General features: G+C 61.7%; 21 protein-coding genes. 5 read left to right on the top strand and 16 right to left on the bottom strand.

The features are described from left to right. Positions 1–71: 71 nt before the first annotated feature. The 10 genes from ileS to AC4BCN_RS23815 form a co-directional block, all read right to left on the bottom strand. Positions 72–2972 carry an isoleucine--tRNA ligase gene (ileS, locus tag AC4BCN_RS23860; protein ID WP_490491906.1) on the bottom strand — a complete coding sequence of 967 codons (2901 nt, stop codon included), beginning with the start codon at positions 2970–2972 and terminating at the stop codon, positions 72–74. Positions 2973–3039: 67 nt separating this feature from the next. Then, a complete protein-coding gene (locus tag AC4BCN_RS23855; RefSeq protein WP_034754171.1) occupies positions 3040–4011 on the bottom strand; it encodes a bifunctional riboflavin kinase/FAD synthetase in 972 nt (323 codons plus the stop codon). A 242-nt stretch (positions 4012–4253) separates the two neighbouring features. Then, on the bottom strand, positions 4254–5465 hold the full coding sequence (locus AC4BCN_RS23850) for a tetratricopeptide repeat protein (protein WP_490491905.1): 1212 nt from the start codon (positions 5463–5465) through the stop codon (positions 4254–4256). A gap of 78 nt (positions 5466–5543) precedes the next feature. Then, positions 5544–5975 (bottom strand): ExbD/TolR family protein, encoded by a 432-nt coding sequence (locus AC4BCN_RS23845; protein WP_176741207.1) that lies wholly within the window; start codon positions 5973–5975, stop codon positions 5544–5546. Positions 5976–6080: 105 nt separating this feature from the next. Continuing rightward, positions 6081–6509: an ExbD/TolR family protein gene (locus AC4BCN_RS23840; protein WP_128142174.1), complete on the bottom strand. Its 429-nt coding sequence runs from the start codon at positions 6507–6509 to the stop codon at positions 6081–6083. A 5-nt stretch (positions 6510–6514) separates the two neighbouring features. After that, positions 6515–7447 carry a MotA/TolQ/ExbB proton channel family protein gene (locus tag AC4BCN_RS23835; protein ID WP_181878028.1) on the bottom strand — a complete coding sequence of 311 codons (933 nt, stop codon included), beginning with the start codon at positions 7445–7447 and terminating at the stop codon, positions 6515–6517. Positions 7448–7533: 86 nt separating this feature from the next. Continuing rightward, positions 7534–8190: an energy transducer TonB gene (locus AC4BCN_RS23830; protein WP_034754161.1), complete on the bottom strand. Its 657-nt coding sequence runs from the start codon at positions 8188–8190 to the stop codon at positions 7534–7536. A 539-nt stretch (positions 8191–8729) separates the two neighbouring features. After that, the gene (locus AC4BCN_RS23825) at positions 8730–10331 is read right to left on the bottom strand and encodes a SpoVR family protein (protein WP_072455730.1); all 1602 of its coding nucleotides are present in this window, start codon (positions 10329–10331) and stop codon (positions 8730–8732) included. After that, on the bottom strand, positions 10331–11599 hold the full coding sequence (locus AC4BCN_RS23820; protein WP_128142175.1) for a YeaH/YhbH family protein: 1269 nt from the start codon (positions 11597–11599) through the stop codon (positions 10331–10333). The genes AC4BCN_RS23825 and AC4BCN_RS23820 overlap by 1 nt, the downstream gene beginning before the upstream one ends. A gap of 72 nt (positions 11600–11671) precedes the next feature. Further along, on the bottom strand, positions 11672–13594 hold the full coding sequence (locus tag AC4BCN_RS23815; RefSeq protein WP_034754154.1) for a PrkA family serine protein kinase: 1923 nt from the start codon (positions 13592–13594) through the stop codon (positions 11672–11674). A 579-nt stretch (positions 13595–14173) separates the two neighbouring features. Here AC4BCN_RS23815 and AC4BCN_RS23810 point away from each other — a divergent pair. Together AC4BCN_RS23810 and AC4BCN_RS23805 are read left to right on the top strand one after the other, a co-directional pair. Further along, a complete protein-coding gene (locus tag AC4BCN_RS23810) occupies positions 14174–15205 on the top strand; it encodes an adenosine deaminase (protein WP_456150781.1) in 1032 nt (343 codons plus the stop codon). Between the two features lie 36 nt (positions 15206–15241). After that, the gene (locus tag AC4BCN_RS23805; RefSeq protein WP_490491904.1) at positions 15242–17773 is read left to right on the top strand and encodes an ABC transporter permease; all 2532 of its coding nucleotides are present in this window, start codon (positions 15242–15244) and stop codon (positions 17771–17773) included. Here AC4BCN_RS23805 and AC4BCN_RS23800 read toward each other — a convergent pair. Together AC4BCN_RS23800 and AC4BCN_RS23795 are read right to left on the bottom strand one after the other, a co-directional pair. After that, positions 17770–18789: a response regulator gene (locus tag AC4BCN_RS23800; protein ID WP_490491903.1), complete on the bottom strand. Its 1020-nt coding sequence runs from the start codon at positions 18787–18789 to the stop codon at positions 17770–17772. The two genes, AC4BCN_RS23805 and AC4BCN_RS23800, sit on opposite strands and share 4 nt — an antisense overlap. Before the next feature lie 3 nt (positions 18790–18792). Next, positions 18793–20112 (bottom strand): sensor histidine kinase, encoded by a 1320-nt coding sequence (locus AC4BCN_RS23795; protein ID WP_490491902.1) that lies wholly within the window; start codon positions 20110–20112, stop codon positions 18793–18795. 163 nt (positions 20113–20275) lie between these two features. Between AC4BCN_RS23795 and cqsA the strand changes: the two genes are divergently transcribed. Continuing rightward, positions 20276–21520: an alpha-hydroxyketone-type quorum-sensing autoinducer synthase gene (gene cqsA, locus AC4BCN_RS23790; protein ID WP_490491901.1), complete on the top strand. Its 1245-nt coding sequence runs from the start codon at positions 20276–20278 to the stop codon at positions 21518–21520. A gap of 3 nt (positions 21521–21523) precedes the next feature. Here cqsA and AC4BCN_RS23785 read toward each other — a convergent pair whose 3' ends face one another. From AC4BCN_RS23785 to AC4BCN_RS23775, 3 genes are all read right to left on the bottom strand, one after another. Further along, on the bottom strand, positions 21524–21991 hold the full coding sequence (locus AC4BCN_RS23785) for a MarR family winged helix-turn-helix transcriptional regulator (protein WP_490491900.1): 468 nt from the start codon (positions 21989–21991) through the stop codon (positions 21524–21526). A gap of 64 nt (positions 21992–22055) precedes the next feature. Continuing rightward, positions 22056–22403 carry a GIY-YIG nuclease family protein gene (locus tag AC4BCN_RS23780; RefSeq protein WP_490491899.1) on the bottom strand — a complete coding sequence of 116 codons (348 nt, stop codon included), beginning with the start codon at positions 22401–22403 and terminating at the stop codon, positions 22056–22058. Between the two features lie 12 nt (positions 22404–22415). Beyond that, a complete protein-coding gene (locus AC4BCN_RS23775) occupies positions 22416–23684 on the bottom strand; it encodes an MFS transporter (RefSeq protein WP_490491898.1) in 1269 nt (422 codons plus the stop codon). 132 nt (positions 23685–23816) lie between these two features. Here AC4BCN_RS23775 and AC4BCN_RS23770 point away from each other — a divergent pair, with 132 nt between their 5' ends. Both AC4BCN_RS23770 and AC4BCN_RS23765 read left to right on the top strand, forming a co-directional pair. Then, complete coding sequence (locus tag AC4BCN_RS23770; RefSeq protein ID WP_034754244.1) at positions 23817–24212, top strand: group II truncated hemoglobin; 396 nt, start codon at positions 23817–23819, stop codon at positions 24210–24212. A 5-nt stretch (positions 24213–24217) separates the two neighbouring features. Then, positions 24218–25579, top strand: coding sequence for a DNA recombination protein RmuC (locus tag AC4BCN_RS23765; protein ID WP_072455416.1), 1362 nt, complete (start codon positions 24218–24220; stop codon positions 25577–25579). Positions 25580–25606: 27 nt separating this feature from the next. Here AC4BCN_RS23765 and AC4BCN_RS23760 read toward each other — a convergent pair whose 3' ends face one another. After that, positions 25607–26398 (bottom strand): hypothetical protein, encoded by a 792-nt coding sequence (locus tag AC4BCN_RS23760; protein WP_072455414.1) that lies wholly within the window; start codon positions 26396–26398, stop codon positions 25607–25609. Between the last annotated feature and the right edge of the window lie 45 nt (positions 26399–26443).

Here is a 26443-nt window from a genome sequence, read left to right as displayed (position 1 = left end):
AGAGCCGCCGCTGCCCTTGCGGCAGCGGCGGTGGGAGCGGGGCGGGAGTCATCCAGCCCCGGCTTGCTGTTTTATGCGAAGCGGCGCGATTCGCCTTTTCCAAACAGGTTGCTGACGCAGCGGCCGCACAGGGTAGCATGCGCGGCGTCCATGCCCACGTCCGCACGGTAGTGCCAGCAGCGCTCGCACTTCGGCGCCGTCGACGCGGCCACGATCACTTCCTCGGCCGCTTCGTCAGCCACTTCGGCCACGCTTGCCTGCGAGGTGATGAAGACGAACTTCAAGTCCTCGCCCAGGGTGGTCAGCAGCTTGTACTTCATCGGCGCGGCCTTGATCGTCAGTTCCGCCTGCAGCGAGGAGCCGATGGCGCCCGAGGTGCGCAAGTCTTCCAGCTGTTTCGTCACGTCCGTGCGCACGGCGCGCAGGGCCGTGTATTTCTCCAGCAGGCCGGCCGCGTCCGACACTTCCGGCAGCTGCCACCAGGTTTGCGTGAAGATGGTTTCATCGCTGGCGGCATACGCTTCGCTTCCTGCGAAGACGGCCCACGCTTCTTCGGCCGTGAACGACAGGGCCGGGGCCATCAGGCGCAGCAGGCTTTGCGTGATGTGCCACAGGGCCGTTTGCGCCGAACGGCGCGCGTGTGACGTCAGGCCCGAGGTGTACAGACGGTCCTTCAGGATGTCCAGGTAGAAGCCGCCCAGGTCTTCCGAGCAGTACGTCTGCAGCTTCGAGACCACCGGGTGGAATTCGTAGCGCGCGTAGTTGTTCTCGATCTGCGTTTGCAGCGATGCCATATTGGCCAGCGCATAGCGGTCGATCTCGAACATGTCCGCCACCGGCACGGCATCCGTGGCCGGATTGAAGTCCGACGTATTGGCCAGCAGGAAGCGCAGGGTGTTGCGGATGCGGCGGTACGATTCCGTCACGCGTTTCAGGATCTCGTCGGAGATCGACAGCTCGCCCGTGTAGTCGGTCGAGGCGATCCACAGGCGCAGGATGTCGGCGCCCAGGGTGTCCGAGATCTTTTGCGGCGCCAGGGTATTACCCAGCGACTTGGACATCTTCTTGCCTTCGCCATCGACCGTGAAGCCGTGCGTCAGCAGGGCTTTATACGGCGGACGGCCATTGAGCATCGACGACACGAGCAGCGACGAGTGGAACCAGCCGCGATGCTGGTCCGAGCCTTCCAGGTACAGGTCGGCCGGGAATTGCAGCTGCGTCGAATGCGAACCGTGGCCTTGCGGGCCGCCCAGCACCGTCTGGTGCGTGGCGCCGGAATCGAACCACACGTCCAGGGTGTCCTTGTTCTTCGCGTAGATGGCCGCTTCGTCGCCGATCAGGTCTTTCAGATCGAGCGCCTGCCATGCCTCGATGCCGTCCTTTTCGATCAGCTTGGCCGCTTGCTCCAGCAGTTCCGGCGTGCGCGGATGCAGGTCGCCCGTTTCCTTGTGCACGATGAAGGCCATCGGCACGCCCCACTGGCGCTGGCGCGACAGGGTCCAGTCGGGACGGTTGGCGATCATGCCGTGCAGGCGGGCCTGGCCCCAGTCCGGGAAGAATTCGGTGTCGGCGATGCCTTTCAAAGCCGTCTCGCGCAGGGTCGCGCCGCCGTCTTTCGGCGTCACGTCCATGCCGGCGAACCACTGCGAGGTGGCGCGGTAGATGATCGGCGTCTTATGGCGCCAGCAGTGCATATAGCTGTGGTCGAACATCTTGACTTCGAACAGCGCGCCCGCTTCGCGCAGGGCGTTGCAGATCGGCTTCGACGCTTCCCAGATGGTCATGCCGCCGAACAGGGGCAGGGTCGAGGCGAACTTGCCGTCGCCCATGACGGGCTTGATGATGTCGTCGTCCTTCATGCCGTGCGCCTTGCACGAGATGAAGTCGTCCAGGCCGTAGGCTGGCGCCGAGTGCACCACGCCCGTGCCGCTTTCCGTGGTCACGTATTCGGCCAGGTACAAGGGCGACAGGCGGTCATAGAAAGCGTCGCTCGCATGCAGCGGGTGGCGGAAGCTGATGCCGGCCAGGGCCGCGCCGTCGCAGGTGGCGATGGTCGTGCCCTCGAGCTTGAAGCGCGCCAGGCTGGCCACGACCAGGTCTTGCGCCAGGATCAGCAGCAATGGCTGGCCATCGCGCTCGGTCTTCACCAGCGCGTATTTGACTTCCGGGTGCACGTTCAGCGCCTGGTTCGACGGGATGGTCCATGGCGTCGTGGTCCAGATGACGATGAAACCGTTATCGGTCGGCAGCGATGGCAGGCCGAAGGCGGCCGCCAGTTTGGCCGGCTCGGCGAACTTGAACCCGACGTCGATGGCGGGATCGCGTTTTTCCGCGTATTCCACTTCCGCCTCGGCCAGGGCCGACTGGCAGTCGAAGCACCAGTTGACGGGCTTCAGGCCGCGGTAGACATAGCCTTTTTCCAGCAGCTTGCCCAGCGCGCGCAATTCGTCCGCTTCATTGCCGTGCGCCATCGTCAGATAGGGGTTGTCCCACTCGCCCAGCACGCCCAGACGGATAAAGTCTTTCTTCTGGCGCTCGACCTGCACGTTGGCGTAGGCGCGCGCCTTTTCCAGCACTTCGGCCGTCGGCAGGTTCTTGCCGTGCAGTTTTTCGATCTGGATCTCGATCGGCATGCCGTGGCAATCCCAGCCCGGTACATACGGCGCGTCGAAGCCGGCCAGCGAGCGCGACTTGACGACCATATCCTTGAGGATCTTGTTGACGGCGTGGCCCAGGTGGATGTCGCCATTCGCGTACGGCGGGCCGTCATGCAGGATGAATTTCGGACGGCCGGCGGCAGCCTTGCGCACGCGTTCGTAGATTTTCTTGTCTTGCCATTGCTGTACCCATTGCGGCTCGCGCTTGGCCATGTCGCCGCGCATCGGGAACGGGGTTTCCGTCATGTTGACCGGGTATTTGCTTTCAGGCTTCTTGTTCTGCTTGGGCGTGGCTGGCTTGTTTTGATCGGACATAATCTTCTTTAATGATATTGAATGGTTTGCGGCGGCGGGCGCCGCCAGTCGGCGGAGTTGGCCGGCGTCAAATTCGGTCGGTGGCGGTAATGGCGCCGCTGCGCTGCTCGAAGTAGGCGCGCGCCTGGTTCGAGTCGCGCTCGATGGCGGCCGTCAGGGTGGGCAAGTCGTCGTACTTTTCTTCGTCGCGCAGCTTTTCCAGGAATTCCACGCGTACCAGCTTGCCGTAGCAGGACTGGGCGAAATCGAACAGATGCACTTCCAGCAAGACGCGGCCGCTGTCGTCGACGGTGGGGCGCACGCCGAGGCTGGCCACGGCGGGCAGCGGTGCCGGTCCCAGGCCGTGTACCTGCACGATAAAGATGCCGGACAGGGCGGGGCGGTGCGCCACGCGCAGGTTCAGAGTGGGGAAACCGAGGGTGCGGCCCAGCTTCTGGCCGTGGATCACGTGGCCGGAAATGGCGTACGGATGGCCGAGCAGCTGCGTCGCCAGCGGGAAATCGCCGGCGGCCAGGGCCAGGCGCACGGCCGATGACGAGATACGCGTGCTGCCATTCATCACCGTCGGTAAAGTTTCTACGTGGAAACCGTATTGGCGGCCCGCTTCCTGCAGCATGGCGACGTCGCCGGCACGCCGGGCGCCATAGCAGAAGTCGTCGCCGACCATCAGCCATTTCACGTGCAAGCCGTCGACGAGGACTTTTTCCGTGAATTCCTGCGGCGTCAAGGCAGCGAACTGGGCGCTGAAGTGCTCGACGACGACACGGTCGATGCCGGCATCGTCCAGCGATTGCAGCTTGTCGCGCAGGTTGGCGATGCGCTGCGGCGCTTTCGACAGGTCGCCAGCGCGCTGCGCGAAGAATTCGCGCGGGTGCGGCTCGAACGTCATCACGGCCGCTTCGATGCCGAGTTCGGTTGCAGCTTCGCGCACGCGCGCCAGCAAGGCCTGATGGCCGATGTGGACACCGTCAAAATTGCCGATGGTCAGAGCGCAAGGCGCTCGTGCCTGGGCATTGGGAAGTCCGCGGAATACCTTCATAGGAATCTGATGAAAAACTGTGCCAAAAGGGGGATTATACGGACTGTTTCAGGGATGCACACCCGGCAGGGCGGGCGCAGAGGTAATTTCCCTGCTGAAATGATAAAAAGCGTTGCCGGCGGGTGTGCTGGCAACGCTTTTCGGGAACTAAGGACTTGACAACATGTTCAGGGCTAGGCGCCGCGTCGAAGACAGTACGAATGTACGGCGAGACGCGGCAACAACGCCCTGGACGTGTTGTATTATTTGCTCATCAAGGCCCAGTAACGGGCGAGATCTGCAGCGCCATCCGTGCCCTTGACTGCTTTCAGCGCGGTCGATGCGTTGGCTTTCTTGCCGGCGTGGATGTAGGCGATGCCCAGATGCAGCTTGGCTTCTTCCGGATACTTGGCGGTGCCCATTTTCACGGCGTCATTCATCAGGCCCAGGCCTTTGTCGGCTTGGCCATCGTAGACCAGGGCGAAGCCCAGCTTGCTCAAGCTGTCGGCGTCCTTGTTCTTGACGTATTCCGCTTCCGACTTGGCGGCGTTGGCCTTCAGGTCAGCCTGGGTTTTCAGGGCCAGGTCTTTCAGGCGCTGGTGACGGGCGGCATCGGTGCCGGTGCCCAGCACGCCTTTTTTGTAGCCCTGCTCGATGATGGCCAGCGCTTCGCCAGGATTGCCTGCTTGCAGGGCCAGCTGGCTGATTTCCATGTATTCGGATGGCTTGGTGAACAGGCCGTTGGCCAGGCGCAGGCGCTGGACGTCCAGGCCCAGGCGCTGCGAGAAGCCAGGTTTGCCGGAAACGCGGTTCAGCAGGTCGGCCCAGTAGCTGGTTTTCGGATAGCTCGATGCCAGTTTTTCCAGGGTGGCGACGTAGCCGGCCTTGTCGTTCTGCTTCAACTGGATGTTGGCCAGCATTTGCAGGCTCGCTTCCGAGTTGCCGCCGCGCGATTGCAGTTCCTTCGCCGCTTCGGCGTAGTTGCCGCTGACGTAGTAGGTCTGGATCAGCAGTTCGCGCATCTGTGGATCTTCGCGGTCTTTCAGCGAACGTTTGATCCAGGTGATGGTGTTCGGCCAGTCCTTGGCGCGGTAGTACATGCCTGCCAGCGCTTGCGTGAATTTAGGGGCTTCGGCGGCGCTCAGGCGGCCGGAATTGATGACGGCTTCAAACGCCTTGATGGCGGTGCCGTTGTCGCCGGCGGCAGCAGCGGCCGAGGCGCGCACGCGCTCGATCTGGTAGCTTTCAAAGGCGGTCTTGCCGCCGACGCTGTCAGCTTCGCGCAGCTTGGCCAGCGCTTCCTTGTTTTTGCCGCTGCTAGCGAGTTTTTGCGCTTCTTGCAGTGGCTTGCCCACTTCGGCACGCACGGTGTCCGCGGCGTATGCCAGCGAGCCCAGGCCGATTACGGGAGTTGCTGCGGTAAAACCGATAGCGGCCATGACGAGGCCGAGATGAGCGAGACGAAACTTGGACATAAGAAAGTCTTTCAGTAAAAAGCGAATAGGCAGGAAGTCCTGCCTATTCGGATGTAAAGAGAACCTGATTGCTGCAGCTTACTGGAATTGCTCGTTGCCGACCAGACCGATTTTGGTCACGCCCAGACGCTGCGCGGACGCCATCACACCGGCGACGACTTTGTATTCCACCAGCTTGTTCGGACGCAGATGCACTTCCGGCTGGTCTGCTTGCGCAGCGACGTTGCTCAGCTTGGCTTCCAGCGAAGCGCGGTCAGGAACGACCTGATTGTCCCACAAGATCGTACCGTCAAAATCGACATCGATCGTGACGACCACTGGTTCGGTTGTCGGTGGCGGCGGGGTGCCGACCGGCATGTTCAAGTTCACCGAGTGGTTTTGCTTAGGAATCGTGATGATCAACATGATAATCAGCACCAGCATCACGTCGATGAGGGGCGTCATGTTCAGTTCCATCATTGGTTCCGGATCCGCGCCTGGAGCGCTTCCCGAACCGACATTCATACTCATAGTGTTTCCTTTAAGAAGTCCAACGAAGCACCGGGCGAAACTGCCGCCCGGTCAGCTTCCGGCAGTGGCGCGCCCTTGTTGCCGGGGCGCCGCTGCCAGTTGCTATCAGCCCTTGTCAGGTGGTTCGGTGATGAAGCCGACCTTCTGGATCCCGGCACGTTGGGTCGTGTAAATAACCCGGCCGACCGATTCGTAGCGTGTTTCTTGGTCGCCACGAACGTGTACTTCCGGCTGCGGTACTTTCACTGCTTCAACTTTCAGATAATCGAACAGTTCGCTCGTATCTTTCAGTTTCTTCTGGCCCAGATAAATCTCGCCATCCTTGTTGACAACGATGTTGACGTTTTCTGGCTTGCTTTGAAGGGCTTGGTTGGCCTCGATCGGCAGATCGATTTTCTGCAATTTGAGGACAACCGGACTGGTGATCAAGAAAATGATCAGCAAAACCAACATGATGTCGACGAGCGGCGTCGTGTTGATTTCTGACATTACTTGATCTTCATCTCCGCTGTCGGAGCCGACGGACATCGACATGATTCTTATCCGATCTTTTTAGCGCCGGCAGCACGGCCAGCTTCGCTGGTCGACATTGCGCCGGAGATCAGTACCGAGTGAACGTCGGCGCTGAACGAGCGTACGTCTTCCATTGCGGTTTTGTTACGACGCACCAGCCAGTTGTAACCCAGAACGGCAGGAACGGCGACCAGCAGACCGAAAGCGGTCATGATCAGTGCTTCACCAACTGGACCTGCAACTTTATCGATCGAAGCGTTACCGGTCATGCCGATGTTGGTCAGCGCGCCATAAATACCCCAAACGGTACCGAACAGACCGATAAACGGTGCGGTCGAACCAACGGTTGCCAGGAACGACAGGCCATCTTGCAGACGCGATTGGACTTTGTCCGAAGCGCGCTGGATCGACATCGTCACCCAGGTCGACAGGTCGATTTGTTCCAGCAGGGCGCCGTCATGGTGAGCCGTTGCCTTGGTGCCCGATTCAGCGATGAAGCGGAATGGCGAGCCTTCGGTCAGCGTTGCCGAACCAGCAGCGATCGAAGGTGCTTTCCAGAATTTGGCAGCGGTTTCTTTAGCTTGCTTGAAGATCTTCATTTGATCCATCAGCTTGGTGATGATGATGTACCAGCTGCCGATCGACATGATGGCCAGGATGATCAGGGTGGCGCGTGGCACGAAGCCGCCGTCCCACACTGCTTGCAGGCCGAACGGGTTGTGGACTTCTTCGGTTTTGGCTGGAGCTGCTGCGTCAGCGGCTGGAGCGGCTGCGTCTGCTGCTGGAGCTGCTGCGTCAGCAGCTGGTGCTGGTGCTGCTGCAGCGTCTGCCGCTGGAGCCGTAGCTGCTGCCGATGCTGGCGCGTCAGCGAATGCCGGAGCTGCTACCAGAGCGGTAGTAGCGGTAACGGACAACAGAACCGCGGCAAAAAATGCGGACAAACGGGTATTCTTAAACATGCTTCCTCCAAAATTAAAAATAACAGATCGCTGAACGTAATGACAACGAAATCATAGTGTGAGACAGGGGATAACTGTCTCGGGTTTTAATCCAGCGACCAAACGTATTGCATTTGCTGCCAGCCTTGTTCCGGCTTGCCGTCAACTGTTGCCGGCTTAAATGTACAGCGGCTGATACCTTGCACCGCGGCTTTGTCCAGGTCTCTGAAGCCGCTGGACTTCACGATCTTCGAATCAGCGACCTTGCCGTCTACACCGATCAGGAACGACAGTGTCACCACACCGGTTTCCTCATTGCGCTGCGACGACTTTGGATAAGCCGGCTTTTCGCAGACACTGAAGTCAACCACGGCCGGTGTACGCACCGATTTGGCTGGTCCAGGAGTTGGCGCAGGCTGTGCAGGCGGTGCTGGCGGTGCCAATACATTCGTGGCTGGCTTCACAGCAGTCGTATTTGCAATCACGTTTTGCTGTGGTGGCGGCTGCTGCACGTTCACCTCGACTGGCGGAATGAATGGCGGCGGTGGCGCTTTCATTTCTGGCGGCGGTGGTGGCGGTGGAAGATCCTTCGGTGGAGGCGGTTTGACTTCCTCGATAATCTTGGTTTCAACCGGTTCCATCATTTTGGTGACCAACCGCTTGCCCAAGCCCGTCACGATCCCGTAAGCCGCGAGAACGTGCAGCAGGACAACGATAGTGATGCCTGTGTAGTTCTTGGGACTTTTCTCGTTCGAAAAATTCATGCCTGCTTTCTCCAAATACCATCTCTTGTCTTGCAACTGAACCCCAAAATGACGACACAAAGCTCCAGCCGTATCCGGGACGTCGCCGAATTATACATACGAATTCTTTATTTTACACAGATTTTTAACGCCTAAAACCGGTTAAATTTTTGGCGCTTTTGCGCCCTGAAAACGTACTTGCTTATGTCATCTTTGCACGCTTTCGGACAGAAAAAAAGGCGGTCTTATCGGTTTTTTACAGCCGTTTTGGGCTACCACTGCTAAGTTCTCCGATGTGCCCATATGGCGGAATTATATTTCGTGATATTCAATATGGAAACCGCTAAATTTGGAGGAAAATCTTTCCTTTTGGAAATGTTTTGACTCGGAACCAGACCACTTAGCGGCGTACGCGCACCAAACGGGTGCGGAAGCCACTTCACCCAAGTCAAAAAAGGCGGTCCTGGAAGCCCATTTGAGGCCGCCAAGCCATACTGAATTCCTATGCAGGCATAGGAAATGCTTATATTCTTGCCATTGATTATTATCAATAAATCATTTCATGGCCTGACAACGGGGTCATCGCGCCGGTTGCGTTTTTCCCGGCGGCAATTCAGGGTGCCCAGGACGACGCCCTGCGGGTCGACCGTATCGAGGTGGACATCGAAGCCCCACAGCCGCGCCACGTGCTTGAGCACCTCGGCCGCCTGCTGGTTCAGCGGGCGGCGCTGGAATTGCGTGTGGCGCAGGGTCAAGGCGCGGTCGTCGCGCGTATTGACGGACCAGACCTGGATATTCGGCTCGCGGTTGCCCAGGTTGTATTGCTCGGCCAGCTGCTGGCGCACGTAGCGGTAGCCGGCATCGTCGTGGATGGCGGAAATGGCCAGCTTTTCATTCTTGTCGTCGTCGAGCACGGCAAAGAAATGGAATTCGCGGATCAGCCGCGGCGACAGATACTGGGCGATGAAGCTTTCATCCTTGAAATTGCGCATGGCAAAGTCCAGGCTCTTGCGCCAGTCGCTGCCGGCCATGTCGGGGAACCAGGCGCGGTCTTCGTCCGTCGGGTGCTCGCAGATGCGGCGGATGTCGCTCATCATGGCAAAACCCAGCGCATACGGATTGATACCGCTGTAATACGGGCTGTCGATGGGCGGCTGGTAGACGACGTTGGTATGGCTTTTGAGAAACTCCATCATGAAGCCGTCGCCCACCACGCCTTCGTCGTACAGCTGGTTCAATATCGTGTAATGCCAGAAGGTGGCCCAGCCCTCGTTCATGACCTGGGTTTGACGCTGCGGATAGAAATACTGGGAAATCTTGCGCACGATGCGCACCATCTCGCGCTGCCACGGTTCCAGCAGCGGCGCGTACTTCTCGATGAAGTACAGCAGGTTTTCCTCGGGTTCGGGAGGAAAGCGGGGGGCGGCCTTGCGCTGGTCGTCCTCTTCCTCGTCTTCGTCGCGCCGGGGCAGGGTGCGCCATAGCTGGTTGATCTGCGACTGTACATAGGCTTCGCGCTCTTTCTGGCGCGCATATTCCTTCGCCATCGACAGCTTCGCCGGGCGCTTGTAGCGGTCCACGCCATAGTTCTGGATGGCGTGGCACGAATCGAGCAGCAATTCCACGGCATCGACGCCATGGCGCTGTTCGCATTCGGCGATGTAATTCTTGGCAAACACCATATAGTCGATGATGGCGTCCGCATCCGTCCAGGCACGGAACAGGTAATTGCCCTTGAAGAAGGAGTTATGCCCGTATGCCGCATGCGCGATCACCAGCGACTGCATGGTCAGGCTGTTTTCCTCCATTAAATAGGCGATGCACGGATTCGAGTTGATGACGATCTCGTAAGCCAGGCCCATCTGGCCCCGCTTGTAGCTTTTCTCGGTAGACAGAAAGTGCTTGCCGAACGACCAATGGTTGTACGAGACGGGCATGCCCACCGAGGTGTAGGCATCCATCATCTGCTCGGCCGTGATGATTTCCAGCTGGTTCGGATACGTGTCGAGGCCAAACTGTTTCGCCACCCGGCGGATTTCCTCGTGGATTTGCTCGATCAGCTCGAACGTCCATTCCGACTGCTCGGGCAGGGCGTTCGGGTGGCGCAGGCGCACGAACGGTTCGCCCGGAGTATTGCTGGCGCGGTCAAAGGCTGCACTCATCATTTCACCTGTTTCTTGAACAGTTCGCGGAAGACCGGGTAGATATCGGCCGGCGTGACGATCTTTTGCATGGCGAAATGGGCGTGATGGTCGAGCACGCCCGCATATTGCTCCCACAGGTTCTGCTGCGGGCCGTCGGTGATCTCGACATAGGTGTAGTACTGCACCTTGGGCATGATGGTATTGATCAGCAACTGGCGGCACAGCATGGAATCGTTGTCCCAGTTGTCGCCGTCCGATGCCTGCGCTACATAGCTGTTCCATTGCCCGGCGCCATAGCGTTCGTCGATGATGGTGTTGAGCAAGTGCAGCGCGGACGACACGACGGTGCCGCCCGACTCGCGCGAATTGAAGAATTCATGCTCGTCCACTTCGGCCGCCGCCGTATGGTGGCGGATGAAGACCACCTCGATCTTGTCGTAGACGCGCTTGAGGAACAGATACAGGAGGATGAAGAAGCGCTTGGCCGTGTCCTTGCGCGACTCGTCCATGGAGCCGGAGACGTCCATGATGCAGAACATGACGGCCTGCGTCATCGGTTTGGGTACCTTGATGCGGTTGCTGTAGCGCAAGTCGAACGGATCGATGAAGGGAATCGCCAGCAGGCGCGTGTGCAGGTGGTGGATCAGGCGGCGCAGTTCCGTGACCAGCGGGTCGCTGTCGGGTGCCCCTTCATGCAGCAGGGTCGCCAGGTCTTCCTCGGCCTGCGCCAGCTGCTTGCGGGCGCCGCCGCCGACGGCGATGCGCCGGCCCAGCGCGCCGCGCAGGGAACGCAGCACGTGGATGTTCGATGGCGTACCCGACATATTGTAGCCGGCGCGCTGGTTCTTGAATTCCGTCGTGGCCGTCAGCTGGGTTTTCACCATGTGCGGCAATTCCAGGTCTTCGAAGAAATAATTCATGAATTCTTCGCGCGACAATTCGAAGATGAAATCGTCTTCCGTCGTCTCGTCGCTATTGCCCGCCTTGCCCCGCCCGCTACCGCCGCCGCCTTTCGGCCGGGCGATCTGGTCGCCTTTCAGGTATTCCTTGTTGCCGGGATTGACCACTTCCCATACGCCGCCATGCGCGTGGCCAAACGACGGTTCGCCCACGTCCTTGACGGGGATGCTGACCTTCTCGCCATTCTCGACGTCCGTGATCGAGCGCCCCTTGATGGCGCGCCCCACGGCATCCTTGATCTGGCCCTTGTAACGCCGCAGGAAACGCTCGCGGTTGACGGCGGATTTATTCTTGCTTTGCAAGCGCCTGTCGATAAGGTATGTCAAAGGGTGCCTCCTTGCCTCTCGTCCTGCGCGTCCCGTCAGTTGCCGGGCGGGAACGCGCCTCCGCTGTCCGCGCTATGACGACTTGCGTACGCGCAAGTACCATTCGCATAACAGGCGTACCTGCTTGGCCGTATAACCTTTTTCCACCATGCGGGCCACGAAGTCGGCGTGCTTGTTGGCATCGTCGGCACTGGCCTTGGCATTGAAGGAAATCACGGGCAGCAATTCCTCCGTATTCGAAAACATTTTCTTTTCAATCACGGTGCGGAACTTTTCATAACTGGTCCAGGCGGGATTCTTGCCGCCATTCGAGGCCCGCGCGCGCAAGCCGAAGTTGACGATTTCGTTGCGGAAATCCTTCGGATTGGAAATGCCCGCCGGCTTCTCGATCTTTTCCAGTTCATTGTTCAGCGATTCGCGGTCAAAGCTTTCGCCCGTGTCCGGATCGCGGTATTCCTGGTCCTGTATCCAGAAATCGGCAAACGTCACGTAGCGGTCGAAAATATTCTGTCCGTATTCCGAATAGCTTTCCAGGTAGGCCGTCTGGATCTCCTTGCCGATGAATTCCACATAGCGCTGCGCCAGGTGCTCTTTAATATACGAGAAGTAGCGCTGTTCGAGTTCCGGCGCGAACTGCTCGCGCTCGACCTGCTGTTCCAGTACATATAATAGATGCACGGGATTGGCGGCCACTTCGGAATTGTCAAAGTTGAACACCTTTGACAGGATCTTGAAGGCAAAGCGCGTCGACAGGCCGTTCATGCCTTCGTCCACGCCCGCATAATCGACGTATTCGTGCATGGACTTGGCTTTCGGGTCCGTATCCTTGAGGTTTTCGCCATCGTAGACGAGCATCTTCGAAAAGATGCTCGAGTTTTCCGGATCCTTCAGGCGCGACAGGATGGCGAACTGCGCCATCATGCGCAGGGTGCCGGGCGCGCACGGGGCCTTGACGAGCGAAGAATTGGCCACCAGCTTGTCGTAGATCTTGATTTCATCGGATACGCGCAGGCAGTACGGCACCTTGACTATATAGATACGGTCAAGAAACGCCTCGTTGTTGCGGTTGTTCTTGAACGTCTTCCATTCCGACTCGTTCGAGTGCGCGAGGATGATGCCGTCGAACGGAATCGCGCCGAAACCTTCCGTGCCCTTGTAATTGCCTTCCTGCGTGGCCGTCAACAGCGGGTGCAAGACCTTGATCGGCGCCTTGAACATTTCCACGAATTCCATCAAGCCCTGGTTGGCCAGGCACAGGCCGCCCGAATAGCTGTAGGCGTCCGGGTCGTCCTGCGCGTAGTCTTCCAGCTTGCGGATGTCGACCTTGCCCACCAGCGAGGAAATATCCTGGTTGTTCTCGTCGCCCGGCTCCGTCTTCGAGATGGCGATCTGTTTCAGCACGGACGGATAGCGCTTGACGACACGGAACTGGTTGATATCGCCATTGTATTCATGCAGGCGTTTCACGGCCCACGGGCTGGGGATGTTGCGCAGGTAGCGGCGCGGGATGCCGTAATCCTCTTCCAGGATGGTGCCGTCCTCTTCCTCGTTGAACAGGCCCAGTGGCGATTCGTTGACGGGCGAGCCTTTCAGGCAATAGAAGGGCACGTGTTCCATCAGCGACTTGAGTTTTTCCGCGATGGACGACTTGCCGCCGCCGACAGGCCCCAGCAAGTACAGGATCTGCTTGCGTTCTTCCAGCCCTTGCGCCGCGTGGCGGAAATACGAGACGACTTGCTCGATCACTTCCTCGGTGCCGTAGAACTCGCGGAAAGCGGGATAGATCTTGATCACCTTGTTGGCGAAGATGCGCGACAAGCGCGTGTCGTTGCGCGTGTCGACCAGCTGCGGCTCGCCGATGGCGGCCAGCATGCGTTCGGGCGCGCTGGCATACGTCAGCTTGTCCTTCTTGCACAGGGCCAGGTATTCGGTGAGCGACATTTCCTCTTCGCGGGTGCGCTCGTAGCGTGCTGCATAGTTATCAAAAATGGTCATGTCAATGTCCTTTAATGTAAACCTGAACTGCCAGTCACCATGGCCGCCCGCCTGGCACTCGCCTGGGCTTGCCGTCTGAATTTTTTCTGTACCCCGTACCGATTTTTATTGTTGTTTCAAGCCCGGCTGTCTTTGCGAGTCCGGATTGCCCGGACCAAAAAACTGGCGCTTGATGCCGTGTGCTGACGTGGCCAGCCGGCTTATTTTTTCACTGTTGATAGCGCTTGTTGCACTTACCTTTACCCCATGAAATTAATTATTGCTCTAAAGGATCAGGAAGTCAAAAGATATGTCAGCATATCCTTAATACTTGTTTGTAAATTGTTGATTTAATTGGATAAATCATCAAATTTTTCCTCAATTTCAATGAACCTTTGTAGGCCTTTTAAACCATCATACGACAATTCGCCAGCGCGTGCCGATGCCGGCCGTCGCGCTGCCGCAGCCGGCGCCATGGCGGCCGGTCGCCGGTGAGGCCGGCCATCTTGCGCTAAGATGCCTGCATGTCTGATGGCCCTGCGCGCCGCGCGTGCGCGCGCGCGAGCCAGCATTTTTATCGCCACCCTATAAGGAACACCCATGATGAACCCCCAATTGCGCGCGATCGTCCGCGGCATGCCGAAGGCCGAACTGCATATCCATATCGAAGGTTCGCTGGAGCCGGAACTGATTTTCGCACTGGCAGCGCGCAATGGCGTGCCGCTTGGTTATGAATCGGTGGAACACTTGCGCAGCGCCTATGCTTTTACGGATTTGCAGTCTTTTCTCGACATTTATTACGCTGGCGCAAGCGTGCTCTTGAAAGAGCAGGATTTCTACGACATGACGCAAGCCTACCTGCAGCGCGCCGAAGCCGATAAGGTCTTGCACACGGAAATCTTCTTCGACCCGCAAACCCACACGGCGCGCGGCGTGGCCATGGCCGACGTGATCAACGGCATCCACCGCGCCTGCCAAGACAGCCCCGTCAGCGCGGCCCTGATCCTGTGCTTCCTGCGCCACCTGAGCGAGGAAGAAGCATTCGAGACCCTGGAAGACGCTTTGCAGCACCGCGACAAATTCATCGGCATCGGCCTCGACTCGTCGGAAGTGGGCAACCCGCCCGAGAAATTCTCGCGCGTGTACACCCGTTGCCGCGAGCTGGGCTTGCACCTGGTGGCTCACGCCGGAGAGGAAGGCCCGCCAGCCTACATCCGCACGGCGCTCGACGACTTGCAGGTCGAACGCATCGACCATGGCGTGCGCTGCCTGGAAGACGCGGAACTGACGGCCCGTTTGGCGCGCGAACAGATCGCGCTGACGGTGTGCCCGCTGTCGAACACCAAGCTGCGCGTGTTCGACCAGATGCATGACCATAACCTGGTGCAACTGCTCGACGCTGGCCTGCTGGTGACGGTGAACTCGGACGATCCCGCGTATTTCGGCGGCTACATGAACGACAATTTCGACGCCATCTTCGACGCCTTGCCACTGGGCCTGTCCCACGCACACCGCCTGGCGCGCAACGGTTTCATCGCCGCCTTCCTGCCGCAGGCACAGAAAGACGCCTTCCTCGCCACTGTCGATGCGTATTTCGCCCAGCACGCGGCCGCCCACGGCATCGCGCAATAACGCATCACAACCAACTCGCATAAAGACCCGCCGCCCATGTTCCGCCTCTCCCTGAAAATGACCGGCCGCGACTGGCGCGCCGGGCAACTGCGTTTCCTGCTCGTCGCGCTGATCGTCGCCGTGGCGGCCCTGTCGGCCGTCGGCTTTTTCGTCGACCGCCTGCGCGCGGGCCTGAACCGCGACGCGCACCAGCTGCTGGGGGCCGACCTCGTCATCAATGCCGACCAGCCCGTCAATACGGCGTGGCGCGCCGAAGCGCTCAAGCGCGGCTTTATCCTGGCCGATACGGTGACGTTTCCCAGCATGGCGCAGGCGGGCGAGGGCGAGCAGTCGCTGTCGCAGCTGGCGTCCATCAAGGCCGTCTCGCCCGGCTACCCGCAGCGGGGCAAGCTGAAAATCACGACCACACTGAGCGAAGCGCAGGATGCCGTGGGACGGCCCACGGACCAGGTGCCGGCGCCCGGCACCCTGTGGGTCGATGCGGCGATTCTGTCCAGCCTGAACGCGAAGCTGGGCGATACCTTGACCTTGGGCGACAAGGCATTTACGGTCACGCAACTGATCGCCAGCGAGCCGGACCGTGGCGCCTCCTTTTTGAACTTCGCCCCGAGAGTCATGCTGCCCTTGGGCGACTTGGCCGCCACGGCGCTGGTGCAGAACGGCTCGCGCGTGTCGTATCGCTTGCTGCTGTCGGCGCCATCGGCCAAGGCGGCCGAGCTTGCGCAGTATCAAGCCTGGCTGGAAAGCCAGATCAAGACGCAGGCCATCAAGGGCGTGCGTATCGAGTCGCTGGAATCGGGCAGTCCGCAGATGCAGTCGACCTTGGACCGCGCCGACCGTTTCCTGTCCCTCGTCGGCTTGCTGTCGGCCATGCTGGCGGCCGTCGCCGTGGCCATGGCCGCGCGCCGCTTCATGCTGCGCCACCTGGACGCGTGCGCCATGCTGCGCTGCCTGGGCTTGACGCAAAACCAGGTTACGGCCATGTACGTGATCGAATTCCTGCTCGTCGGCCTGGCCGGCAGCGTCGTCGGCGTTGCCGTCGGCTTCGGCGGCCACCTGGTGCTGCTGGAGCTGTTGGGAAAACTGGTACAGAACGACTTGCCGCCCGTGTCCATGCTGCCCGCGCTGCAAGGCGTGGCCACCGGCATGCTGCTCTTGCTGGGTTTTGCCCTGCCGCCGATTTTGCAGTTGCGCAATGTCCCGCACAACCGCGTGATCCGCCGCGAGCAGGAGCCGCCGCAGGCGCTGGCCGTGGCCACGTATGGCCTGGGCATCGCCGCCTTCGTCGTGCTGCTGTTGTGGCAGGCGGGCGACGTGAAACTGGCGCTGCTGACGGCGGCCGGCTTCCTCGGCGGCTTCGCCCTGTTCGGCCTGGCCGGCTGGCTGGGCATCAAGTCGCTGAAAACCCTGCGCGGCGTTTTCAACCATCAAGGCTGGCGCTTTGCCGTCACGTCCTTGCAGCGCCGCCCGGGCGCCACCGTCATCCAGGTGGTGTCGCTGGCCCTGGGCTTGATGGCCTTGCTGCTGCTGACGGTGGTGCGCGGCGACCTGATGGTGGCCTGGCGCAACGCCACGCCGCCGGACGCGCCGAACCGTTTCATGATCAATATCCTGCCCGAACAGAAAGAGCCGATCGCCGCGCGCCTGGCGCAAGCGGGCGTGGCCAACGCGCCCTTGTATCCGATGATACGCGGGCGCCTGGTGGCCGTGAACGGCAACGCGATCACGGAAAGCACCTACGAGGATGACCGCGCCAAGGGCCTGGCGGACCGCGAATTCAACTTGTCGACGATGGCCACCATGCAGGAAGAAAACAAACTGGTGGCCGGCAAGTGGTTCGCCAATACGCCCGGCGCGCCAGCCGAAGCGTCGGTGGAGGAGGGCATCGCCAAGACCCTGAAACTGAAACTGGGCGACAAGCTGCGCTTCGACATCGCCGGCCAGCCCGTGGAAGCGGCGATCACGAGTTTGCGCAAGCTGGAATGGGGCTCGATGCGCGTCAATTTCTTCGTCATCATCAACCCGGCCGCCATGGCGGACACGCCGCAGACGTGGATCACGGCGTTTCACTTGCCGGCCGCGCAGGCGGACCTGGGGAATGCTCTGCTGCGCGACTACCCGAACCTGACGGTGGTCGACGTGGGCGGCGTGCTCAAACAGATCCAGGGCGTGCTGGACCAGGTGGTGACGGCCGTCGAATTCCTCTTTGCCTTCACTTTGGCGTCGGGCTTGCTGGTGCTGTATGCGGCCCTGATGGGTTCGCAGGACGAGCGCACGCGCGAAGCGGGCTTGCTGCGCGCCTTGGGCGCCACGCGGCGCCAGCTGGCGCAGGCGCAGCTGATCGAGTTTTCCCTCGTCGGCGCGCTGGCCGGCTTGCTGGCGGCATCGGGCGCGGCCGCCATGGGCTGGGCCCTGGCCACGTACCAGTTCAAATTCGCCTGGAGCTTCGCACCCGGCGTGTGGGCGTTCGGCCTGCTGGCCGGCGCCTTGTGCGCGATCGCCGGCGGCTGGCTGGGCTTGCGCAACGTGCTCAAACATCCGCCGCTGCAAACCCTGCGTGAGGGCTAATCCAAAGCGCTGATGCTGTCGCCCGCGCCCGCGCCCGCGCGCAAAAACTGCGCATAGGACATGACCGGTTGCCCCAACTGGTGCGCCGGCACGTCGAACAGGGCCCAGAAATACGTCACGCTGCCCAGGCAGATGGTGGGCGCGGCGCAGTAGCGGAACCAGTTCTCGCCGATCTGCGCCGCGTACATGCCGTCGCTGTCGGCGTCGGAAAAGTAGGGAATCACGCGCATTTCCAGCAGCGCCAGCAGCAAGGATTCGGGCGCGTCGCTGTCGCGCGCCATTTCGTATTGCGTGTGCAGGCTGCGTTCCGTCTCGATGATCATCAGCTTGGCGTGGCCGTCGCGCGTGAAAAACAGGATGCCGCTGGGATTGGGAAAAATATAGTATTCGACAAAGCCATGGCGCTGGCACAGCTCGTGCACGACGGCGGCCAGCGCCTCGTCTTGCAGGAAACTGTAGTCGTGCAGCATCAGCAAGTCGCGCACGGTGTCCGTTTGTTGCAGGAAGAATTCGCGCTGCAGGGCATGGATTTCCTGTTCCAGGATGTCGAGCGCATCGTCGTCGCTTTTCTTGATGTAGCGGTCGATCAAGCCCCGGTTGAAGGCCGTCACGGCCACTTTTTCATCGGCCGCCCCTGTAAATAAAATCTTCTTGCACGGCAGGTCGCGCACGGCCTGGCAAAATTCCAGGCCATTCATCTGCGGCATCGAATAATCGACCACCAGCACGGAGGGCACGGCAAAGCGCTGCGCCTGGCCGCTGATGCGCCAGATGCGTTCGATGTCGAGCGCCACGTTGTACTGGTCGGGCGGCAGGTTTTGCGTGTCGAAGTTCACGTGCAGCGGCGTTTCGCCCGGTTGCGCGCTCTGGCGCAGCCAGTGCAGGGCGCTGCTGGTGTCGTGGAAAGTCTTGCGCGCCAGGCCGGGATCGAGCTGGAACGCCAGGCTTTTCAGGAAGGAATCGCTGTCGTCGATCAGTACGGTCAGGGTCGGATGGGTGTAGACGGGCAGTTGCATGCGTCACCTCGCGCGGTGGATGGATGGAAAACGGTTGTGCGTGGGCACGGGCAGGGGCTGGGGAAATTCCAGCACGAAGATGGCGTAGGCGCCTTCGCGCGCGACGCAGCGGATGCGCGCTTGCCAGGCTTGCATGATTTGCCGGCACAGGGCCAGGCCGATGCCGCTGCCGTTGTGCGAGGGATACGAATAGAAGCGGTCGAAGATCAGCGGCAGGCGGCTGGTGGCGATGCCGCAGCCCGTGTCGATGAACAGCAGGCGCGGCACGGGATGGGCGCCATCGATGATGATGCGCACGCGGCCCTTGCCGGCGCGGTGGATGCTTTTCAAGGCATTGCGCAGCAGGTTCAGCAGGATCACCACGCACAGCTCCGACTGGCCGGGAAACGTGAAATCGGCACGCACGTCGACCTTGACGATGTCGCGCTGGGCCGTGCTGGTAAACGGATAGCGGCGCAGCACGGCGGCCACGCTGTCGTGCATGGCCACCGCTTCGCTCGCTTCGAGCTTGCGGTTGACGGCGCTGGCGCTGAGCAGGAACAGATCGATCATGTGGTGCATATGGCGCACTTCGAACTGGATGCGCGCCAGCGCTTCCAGGCTGGCCGCGTCCGGCGGCTGGTCTTGCATGTTTTGCTGTAGCCCGCGCTGCAGTCCGCGCACGTTCGCCTCGACGCTGACGAGGGGCGTGCGCAATTCGTGCGCCACGCTGCCCAGGCCAGCCGCCAGTCCGGCCAGTTTCTCTTGCGCGCCCACGTTGCGCCCCACCTTGACCACGGACAGCACGGCAATCGTGAACCAGTGCACGGGCAATTGCTGCAAGACGCCGCCGCTGAGCAGGAAGGCGGGATCGCCGGCCACGGCAAACGTCAGGCAGGCCAGCAGGGTACCGCTCAGGTAGGCGAGTATGGCGATGCGCGTATCGAAGTGAAACAGCACGACCAGCGCCACCAGCAGCGAATGCGCCCACATGGTCGAGGCATGGTTCATCAGGAACATGTACGTGAAGAAAAACGGCAGTTCGAAGGTCAGCCCCAGGAACAGGTAGACGCTGAACCAGGTATTGCTGAAGCGGTCGGGCCATAGCGCGGGCAGGAACAGCAGCGCCGCGACGATGCGCAGCAGCGGCGATTCGTATTCCTGCGGAAAGAAATAATGCCACAGCGCGTAGTACAGCGGCATGCCCAGCGCTCCGATGAGCGCCAGCGTACGCACCTGGGCGCGCCGCACAGGCGTGTGTTCGATGGCGTCGTGGAAGTGCAGGAAAGGCTGGAGCAGCTTGCCTTGCCATCGTTTTCCGGAAGGGGACTGCGCATGCATCATGGTAAGGGGGCGTGTTTGTTGAAGCGTGTCAATGCAACATGATCGGCGGGTTCCCTCTGTATCAGCAGGATATCAGCATAACTGTTGAGTTGTATCAAACTCTTGCCCGATGGCTCGCGCATGTTGGACGCGGTAGTTCCCCCGCAACCAATCAGGAGTTCCTATGTTAAACGCCATTTCCCCTCTATCGTCCCGCGACGTCCACGCCGAACAACGGATGCCCGCCTTTGTGCGCGCGCGCATGGATGAACATTACGTCGAGCGCATCGAGAAGCTGCTTGGCGGCCAGCATTTGCATGAATGGCAGGCCATGCCGGCCAGTGCGGTCATGCTGGCAGGTAATGATTACCTGAACATCGCCGGCGAGGCGGCGCTGCTGGCGGCCCAGGCGCGCGTCTTGCAGGGCGGCGGCGCCATGCTGATGTCGTCCGTCTTCCTGCAGGAAGGCAGCCGCCAGCACCGCCTCGAACAAAAATTCGCGGACTATCTGGGCAGCGAAGCGTGCGTGCTGGCGCAATCGGGCTGGGCGGCCAACGTGGGCTTGCTGCAAAGCCTGGCCGGACCCGGCATCCCCGTGTACCTCGACATGCAGGCCCATGCTTCGCTGTGGGAGGGCGTGCAATCGGCGCAAGCTGTGCCTGTTGCTTTTCTGCACAACGATGGCGCCCACCTGCAGCGCCAGATCGACAAGCATGGTCCCGGCATCATCATCGTCGATGCGCTGTACAGCACGAATGGCAGCGTGGCGCCGGTGCTGGAGATGGTGGAAATCGCCGAGCGCAGCGGCAGCATGCTGATCGTCGACGAGTCGCACTCGCTGGGCACGCATGGCCCGCAAGGCGCGGGCCTGGTGGTGGAGCTGGGGCTGGCCGAGCGCGTGCATTTCCGCACGGCGTCGCTGGCCAAGGCGTTTGCGGGCCGGGCCGGGCTGATTACCTGTTCGGGCCGTTTCAAGGGATATTTTTTGTCCGCCTCGCGGCCCGCCATCTTCAGTTCCTGCCTGCTCGAACACGAGCTGGCGTGGTTCGATGCGGCGCTCGACTTCATCCGCGCCGCCGATGGCCGCCGCGCCGCGCTGCACCGCCACAGCGTGCAGTTGCGCCAGGGGCTGATGGATCTGGGCTACAACGTCAGCGACGGCACCGAGCAGATCATCGCGCTGGAAGCGGGCAGCGAACCCGATACCCTGATCCTGCGCAAGGCGCTGGAACGGCATGGCATCTACGGCGCCGTGTTCTGCGCGCCGGCCACGCCGAAAAACCGCTCGCTGGTGCGCCTGACCCTGAATGCGGGCTTGCGCGAGGACGAGTGCGCCAGGGTGCTGGACGCCTGCGCCGCCATCCGCGACGAGACGGGCATGGCGCGCTGGCCATCGACGCGGCGGTTGCGCAAGCTGGCGCTGGTGTAGACCTCAGACTTGGCCGGGCTGGTTGCCGGCAATGCCACTTAATAGCAGGGACAGGGGCGCCAGCTGTTCCGCGCTGGCATTACCCAGCAATTCCTGGCCCAGCGCCTGCGCCGTCGTATTCGCGTGCGCCAGCAACTCCAGTCCCGCGGCCGTGATGGCGGCGTAGCCGACGCGGGCATCGCGCGCATCGGCCTGGCGCGCCACCAGCCCGATTTTTTCCAGCGGCATCAGCGAGCGCGTGATGCCGGACGCCGTCAGCGCCAGGCGCTCGGCCAGGTCGATGCGGCGCAGGCGTCCGCCGGGCGCGCGTTGCAAGTGGTACAGCAATTGATAATCGCCAAAGCTCAAGCCATGCAGATTGCCCAAGGTGCTGTCGAAGCGGCGCACAAGCATGGCCTGGGCCCGCGCCAGGCGCAGGCAAAAGTCCAGCGCGCTGCCGCCGTCCGGCGGCGGGGGAGTGAGATCGGTCATGTCATCCTTTTCATTTGCTGCATGGTGCGTAGTGCGTGAGTGCGCAAGTGTAAAGCATGGCCGCTCAATAGCGTGATTGCCCCTGTTCCTGCAACTGCGCCTGGTGCAGTGCCAGCAGGGCGTCCAGTTCGGCGTCCGCATCGAAACCGGGATCGGCTGATGGCTTGACGGTGTCGATGATGTCGAAGCGGAAAGCTGCCTCGCCATCGTGCCGCCAGTCCGCCTGCAGGCGCGTATTGCGGTGCGAGCCCAGCGCGAGTTCGAAACGGTGGCGGTTCAGCGCGCCGGGCGCGTTGCGGCTGCGTTCGAGCAGGGTGCGGCCGCTGGGCAGGTGGCGCAGCGCGATGATGCCCAGTGCGGGCGCTTGTTGCCGATAAGCTGCTTTCAAGGCAGCTTGCTGTGTTTTATCCATGCTGCGGTTTCCTCAAGCTTGGGTGACGTGGTCGGTGCTTGCGATGCGGGCAATATCGGTGAGCAGGGCGGCGGCGATGGCGGCGGCCAGCAGCAGGGCGCCGCCGGCGCAGAACAGTTCGCCCACGCTCAGGTGGCGCAGCAGCGCGCCCGTGGCCGCCGCCGACAGCGGTGCCAGTCCCAGGAAGATACCCATGAACAGCGCCATCGCCCGGCCCAGCATGGCGGGCGCCACGCGCCGTTGTATCCAGGTAAAGATGGCCACCTGCACATAGCCGCCCAGCAATCCCGTGACGGCCAGCAAGGCCGCGCCTTGCCAGGCTGTATCGATTTGTCCCAGCGCCATCAACAGGATGGCGACGATGGCATCGACGGCCAGCAGGGTGGCGCCGAAGCGGCCACGCAGCCAGGCGCCGCCCAGGCTGGACGCCAGCATGCCGGCCAGGGTGCCGGCGCCGTGCGCGCCCATCAGCAAACCGAGCGCCGGGGCGCCGTGCAGGCGCTCGCTGGCCAGTACGGGCAGGGCCACTTGCAGCGGACCCATGACGAAGAAGGCCACCACGGCCCAGTAGGCATAGCAGCTGCGCAAGGCCATGTCGCGCCACACCATGGCCAGGCCGGCCGCCATGTCGCGCCACATGCCCTGCGCCGCGGCGGCCGCTGCCAGTGGCCGCAGGCTGACTTGCCGCAAGGTCCAGGCCGAGAACAGAAACGTCAGCGCATCGATGGCAAAGGCGGCGGCCAGCGCCGCCATGCCGGTTTGTTGCCCGCCATCGTGGGCGCCGAGCACGAGCGCCGCCAGCAGCGGGCCGGCCAGCAAGGACAACTGGCGCGCGCCCATCTGCAGGCTGTTGGCTGTCTGCAGCACTTGCGGCGGCACGGCTTGCGGCAGGATGGCGGTGCTGGCGGGAATGCCGAAGGCGGAGGCGATGCCCAGCGCCAGCGCGGCCGCATAGGCGAGCGCCACACTGGCCTGGTCCAGCATCAGCAGGCCGGACAGTGCCAGCAGGATGGCGGCGTTCGCATATTTACTCAGCAGCAGCACGCGCCGGGGCGAGTAACGGTCGGCGATGGTGCCGCCGAACAAGATGAGCACGGCGCGCGGCGCGCCCATCAGGGCCACGGCGATGCCCAGGCTCAGGCTATCGTTTGTCAGACTCAGCACCAGCCAGGGCAGGGCCAGCATGCTGAACTGGTCACCGAGCATGGACACGAGGCCGCCACCGAGCAACCAGCGGAAGTTGGTATTGCGTAGCAAAGGAGCTTGGAGTGTGGTTGACATGCTGTTTTGATCCCGGGTTTAAAATTGCATAGTACTTGATAAGAGCTTGATTAGTCAAGTATATTGCCATTTATTGTGGCAGAGGGTGCTGGCGCCGCATGGGCCGCCAGCGCTTGCGCTATCATGGCGACCATGACTGATACCACTGCCCCCACCCTGTACGAGACCATCGGCGGCGCCCCCGTGCTGCGCGAAATGGTCGACCGTTTTTATGACTTGATGGAGCTCGAGCCCGAGTTCGCCGGCATCCGCGTCATGCATCCGCCGTCGACGGACGGCTCGCGCGACAAGCTGTATTTTTTCCTGACGGGCTGGATGGGCGGACCGGATTTGTATATCGAGAAATTCGGCCACCCGCGCCTGCGCGCCCGTCACTTGCCTTACGCCATCGGCACCAGCGAGCGCGACCAGTGGCTGCGCGCCATGGCCTGGGCCATGGAAGACACGGGCATCGAAGAGTCCTTGCGCGTGCGCCTGATGGAATCGTTCTATCAGACGGCCGACTGGATGCGCAACAAACCTGACTGACACCCATGAGCCCAATCGAGTTTTACAGCCTGCTGGGCGCCGCCATCGTCGCCATCGTCCTGTTGCTATTGATCTTGCTGCGCCCGCGTGGCGCGGCCGGCGACGGCGCCACCACCCTGGCCTTGGTGCAGCAGCACCAGCAGCAAAGCCTGGAACGCATCGACCGGGTCGAGCGCGAAGTGCGGCTGCAACTGCAGGCGTCGGCACAGGCCACGCGGCAAGACCTGGCCGCCGGCCTGGCGCAATTCCAGGCGGCGACCCTGCAACAGCTCGACAGCCTGCGCACGCAGATGCAGGCGCAGGGCAAAGTCGGACGCGAAGAACAGGCGCAAAGCCTGGCGCGCTTTGCCGAGAGTACCAATCAAACTCTGGCCCAGCTGACGGAATCGAATGCGCAGCGCATGCTGGAAGTGCGCGCCACGCTCGAGAACAAGATCCGCGATTTGCAGGCCGACAATGGCGCGCGCCTGGAAGAAATGCGCAAGACGGTCGACGAGAAACTGCACGCGACCCTGGAAACGCGCCTCAGTGCGTCGTTCCAGCAAGTATCGGAGCGGCTGGAAAAAGTCCACCAGGGCCTTGGCGAGATGCAGCAGCTGGCGCTGGGCGTGGGCGATTTGAAGCGGGTGCTCACCAACGTCAAGACGCGCGGTACCTGGGGTGAGGTCCAGCTGGAAATGCTGCTGGAGCAGGTACTCACTGTCGACCAGTACGCGAAAAACGTGGAAACCTTGCCGGGCAGCGGCGCGCGCGTGGAATTCGCCCTGAAACTGCCGGGCATGGTCGACGGCGGGCCGCCCGTGTGGATGCCGATTGACGCGAAATTCCCCAAGGAACAATACGAGCGCCTGGTCGAGGCGGCCGAGCGGGCCGATGCCGATGGCGTGGCCCTGGCTGGACGCGAGCTGGAGCGGGCCGTGCGGGGCGAAGCGAAAACCATCGCCGAGAAATACCTGGCACCGCCGCTGACCACCGACTTTGCCATCCTGTTCCTGCCTACCGAGGGGCTGTATGCGGAAGTGCTGCGCCGCCCGGGACTGGCCGACGAATTGCAGCGCGTGCACCGGGTCAGCATCGCCGGGCCATCCACCCTGACGGCTTTGCTCAACAGCCTGCAGATGGGTTTTCGCACCCTGGCGCTGGAAAAGCGCTCGTCCGAAGTGTGGCAAGTGCTGGGCGCCGTGAAGACGGAATTCGGCAAGTTCGGCGAGGTGCTGTCGCAAACCCGGCTGACCCTGGAAAAGGCGGCGAAAAATATCGAAAGCGCGGAAGTGCGCAGCCGGCAGATGGCGCGCAAATTGAAATCCGTGGAAGCCTTGCCGGGCGAGGCGGCCGCCTTGCTGCTGGGTAAGGCGGACGCCGAATAGCGCCGTTTCGTTCGCCGCAGCGGCTGGCTAAGTCTGCTGGTCTTGCTGTTCTTGCGCCATCTGATGGTTGACTAGTTCAGCGGTGATGCTGCCCGGCGCATCGAGTTCGCGCTGTGCCAGTGTGCGCATGGCGTCATTCGCCAGGCCGGCAAGCAAGGCAGCGCCCAGTGCGTCCGCCTCGGCGCTTTGCCCTTGTCCACGCAGTATGGCAGCGGCGATCCGCACGTCTTTTGCCAGATTCATCAACTCCGCCGCCAGGCGCGGCGGCGTGCCCGGCGCAGGAAACAAGGGCAGGCTGGCGGACAGGGCATTGACCATATCGAGGTGCTCCAGCGGGGCGCGGTGATAGCGGTCCGCGAGCGCGAAATTGCCCGCCTCGACAACAGCTTGCAGGGCTTGCCAAGCGTATTGGCGCGCCAGTTCGGGGGCGCTGGCGTCCAGCTGGGCGAACAGGTCGGCGGTGGAGCGGGCATCGCCCAGCGTGTCGTTCATCTCGGCGATGAGAGAGAAGCGCGACCTGCGGCCAAACGTGCTGCCTGCCTGTGGCGCGCGGCTGTCGTGGTGGCCGAAATCATGCTGGCCCGACAGCAGCAACTGGATTTGCGCATCACGCTCCGCCTGCAGGGCGGCGTACGCTGGCGCGTATGCCTCGGCCAAAAACTTCCACTCCAGCATGACAATGAAATAGCTCGACCTTGCCGGATTCAGGGTTTGCCCGGCCTCGGCGAACAGCTGTTGCAGCAGCGGCAGCGCTTCCGCGTGCCGGCCTTCGTTGCGCAGTGCAACGAGACGTGTCGAACGGCTATCGATGTCGGGCATGGCGGTCCTTGTCTGGAATGCACCATAGTAACAAGTCCGCATACG

The organism is Janthinobacterium sp. Bl 1, assembly GCF_058215535.1.
The sequence above is the reverse complement of the archived record's forward strand: the minus strand, read 5'-3'. Positions and strand labels throughout refer to the sequence as shown.

Coding starts and splice junctions, on each gene's coding strand:
- AC4BCN_RS23845 (WP_176741207.1), bottom strand. CDS start 5,975: ATGAGTATGAATGTCGGTTCGGGAAGCGCTCCAGGCGCGGATCCGGAA.
- AC4BCN_RS23760 (WP_072455414.1), bottom strand. CDS start 26,398: ATGCCCGACATCGATAGCCGTTCGACACGTCTCGTTGCACTGCGCAAC.
- AC4BCN_RS23775 (WP_490491898.1), bottom strand. CDS start 23,684: ATGTCAACCACACTCCAAGCTCCTTTGCTACGCAATACCAACTTCCGC.
- AC4BCN_RS23770 (WP_034754244.1), top strand. CDS start 23,817: ATGACTGATACCACTGCCCCCACCCTGTACGAGACCATCGGCGGCGCC.
- AC4BCN_RS23805 (WP_490491904.1), top strand. CDS start 15,242: ATGTTCCGCCTCTCCCTGAAAATGACCGGCCGCGACTGGCGCGCCGGG.
- AC4BCN_RS23825 (WP_072455730.1), bottom strand. CDS start 10,331: ATGAGTGCAGCCTTTGACCGCGCCAGCAATACTCCGGGCGAACCGTTC.
- AC4BCN_RS23795 (WP_490491902.1), bottom strand. CDS start 20,112: ATGATGCATGCGCAGTCCCCTTCCGGAAAACGATGGCAAGGCAAGCTG.
- AC4BCN_RS23800 (WP_490491903.1), bottom strand. CDS start 18,789: ATGCAACTGCCCGTCTACACCCATCCGACCCTGACCGTACTGATCGAC.
- AC4BCN_RS23780 (WP_490491899.1), bottom strand. CDS start 22,403: ATGGATAAAACACAGCAAGCTGCCTTGAAAGCAGCTTATCGGCAACAA.
- AC4BCN_RS23835 (WP_181878028.1), bottom strand. CDS start 7,447: ATGTTTAAGAATACCCGTTTGTCCGCATTTTTTGCCGCGGTTCTGTTG.
- cqsA (WP_490491901.1), top strand. CDS start 20,276: ATGTTAAACGCCATTTCCCCTCTATCGTCCCGCGACGTCCACGCCGAA.
- AC4BCN_RS23840 (WP_128142174.1), bottom strand. CDS start 6,509: ATGTCGATGTCCGTCGGCTCCGACAGCGGAGATGAAGATCAAGTAATG.
- AC4BCN_RS23785 (WP_490491900.1), bottom strand. CDS start 21,991: ATGACCGATCTCACTCCCCCGCCGCCGGACGGCGGCAGCGCGCTGGAC.
- AC4BCN_RS23850 (WP_490491905.1), bottom strand. CDS start 5,465: ATGTCCAAGTTTCGTCTCGCTCATCTCGGCCTCGTCATGGCCGCTATC.
- AC4BCN_RS23815 (WP_034754154.1), bottom strand. CDS start 13,594: ATGACCATTTTTGATAACTATGCAGCACGCTACGAGCGCACCCGCGAA.
- ileS (WP_490491906.1), bottom strand. CDS start 2,972: ATGTCCGATCAAAACAAGCCAGCCACGCCCAAGCAGAACAAGAAGCCT.
- AC4BCN_RS23855 (WP_034754171.1), bottom strand. CDS start 4,011: ATGAAGGTATTCCGCGGACTTCCCAATGCCCAGGCACGAGCGCCTTGC.
- AC4BCN_RS23810 (WP_456150781.1), top strand. CDS start 14,174: ATGATGAACCCCCAATTGCGCGCGATCGTCCGCGGCATGCCGAAGGCC.
- AC4BCN_RS23765 (WP_072455416.1), top strand. CDS start 24,218: ATGAGCCCAATCGAGTTTTACAGCCTGCTGGGCGCCGCCATCGTCGCC.
- AC4BCN_RS23830 (WP_034754161.1), bottom strand. CDS start 8,190: ATGAATTTTTCGAACGAGAAAAGTCCCAAGAACTACACAGGCATCACT.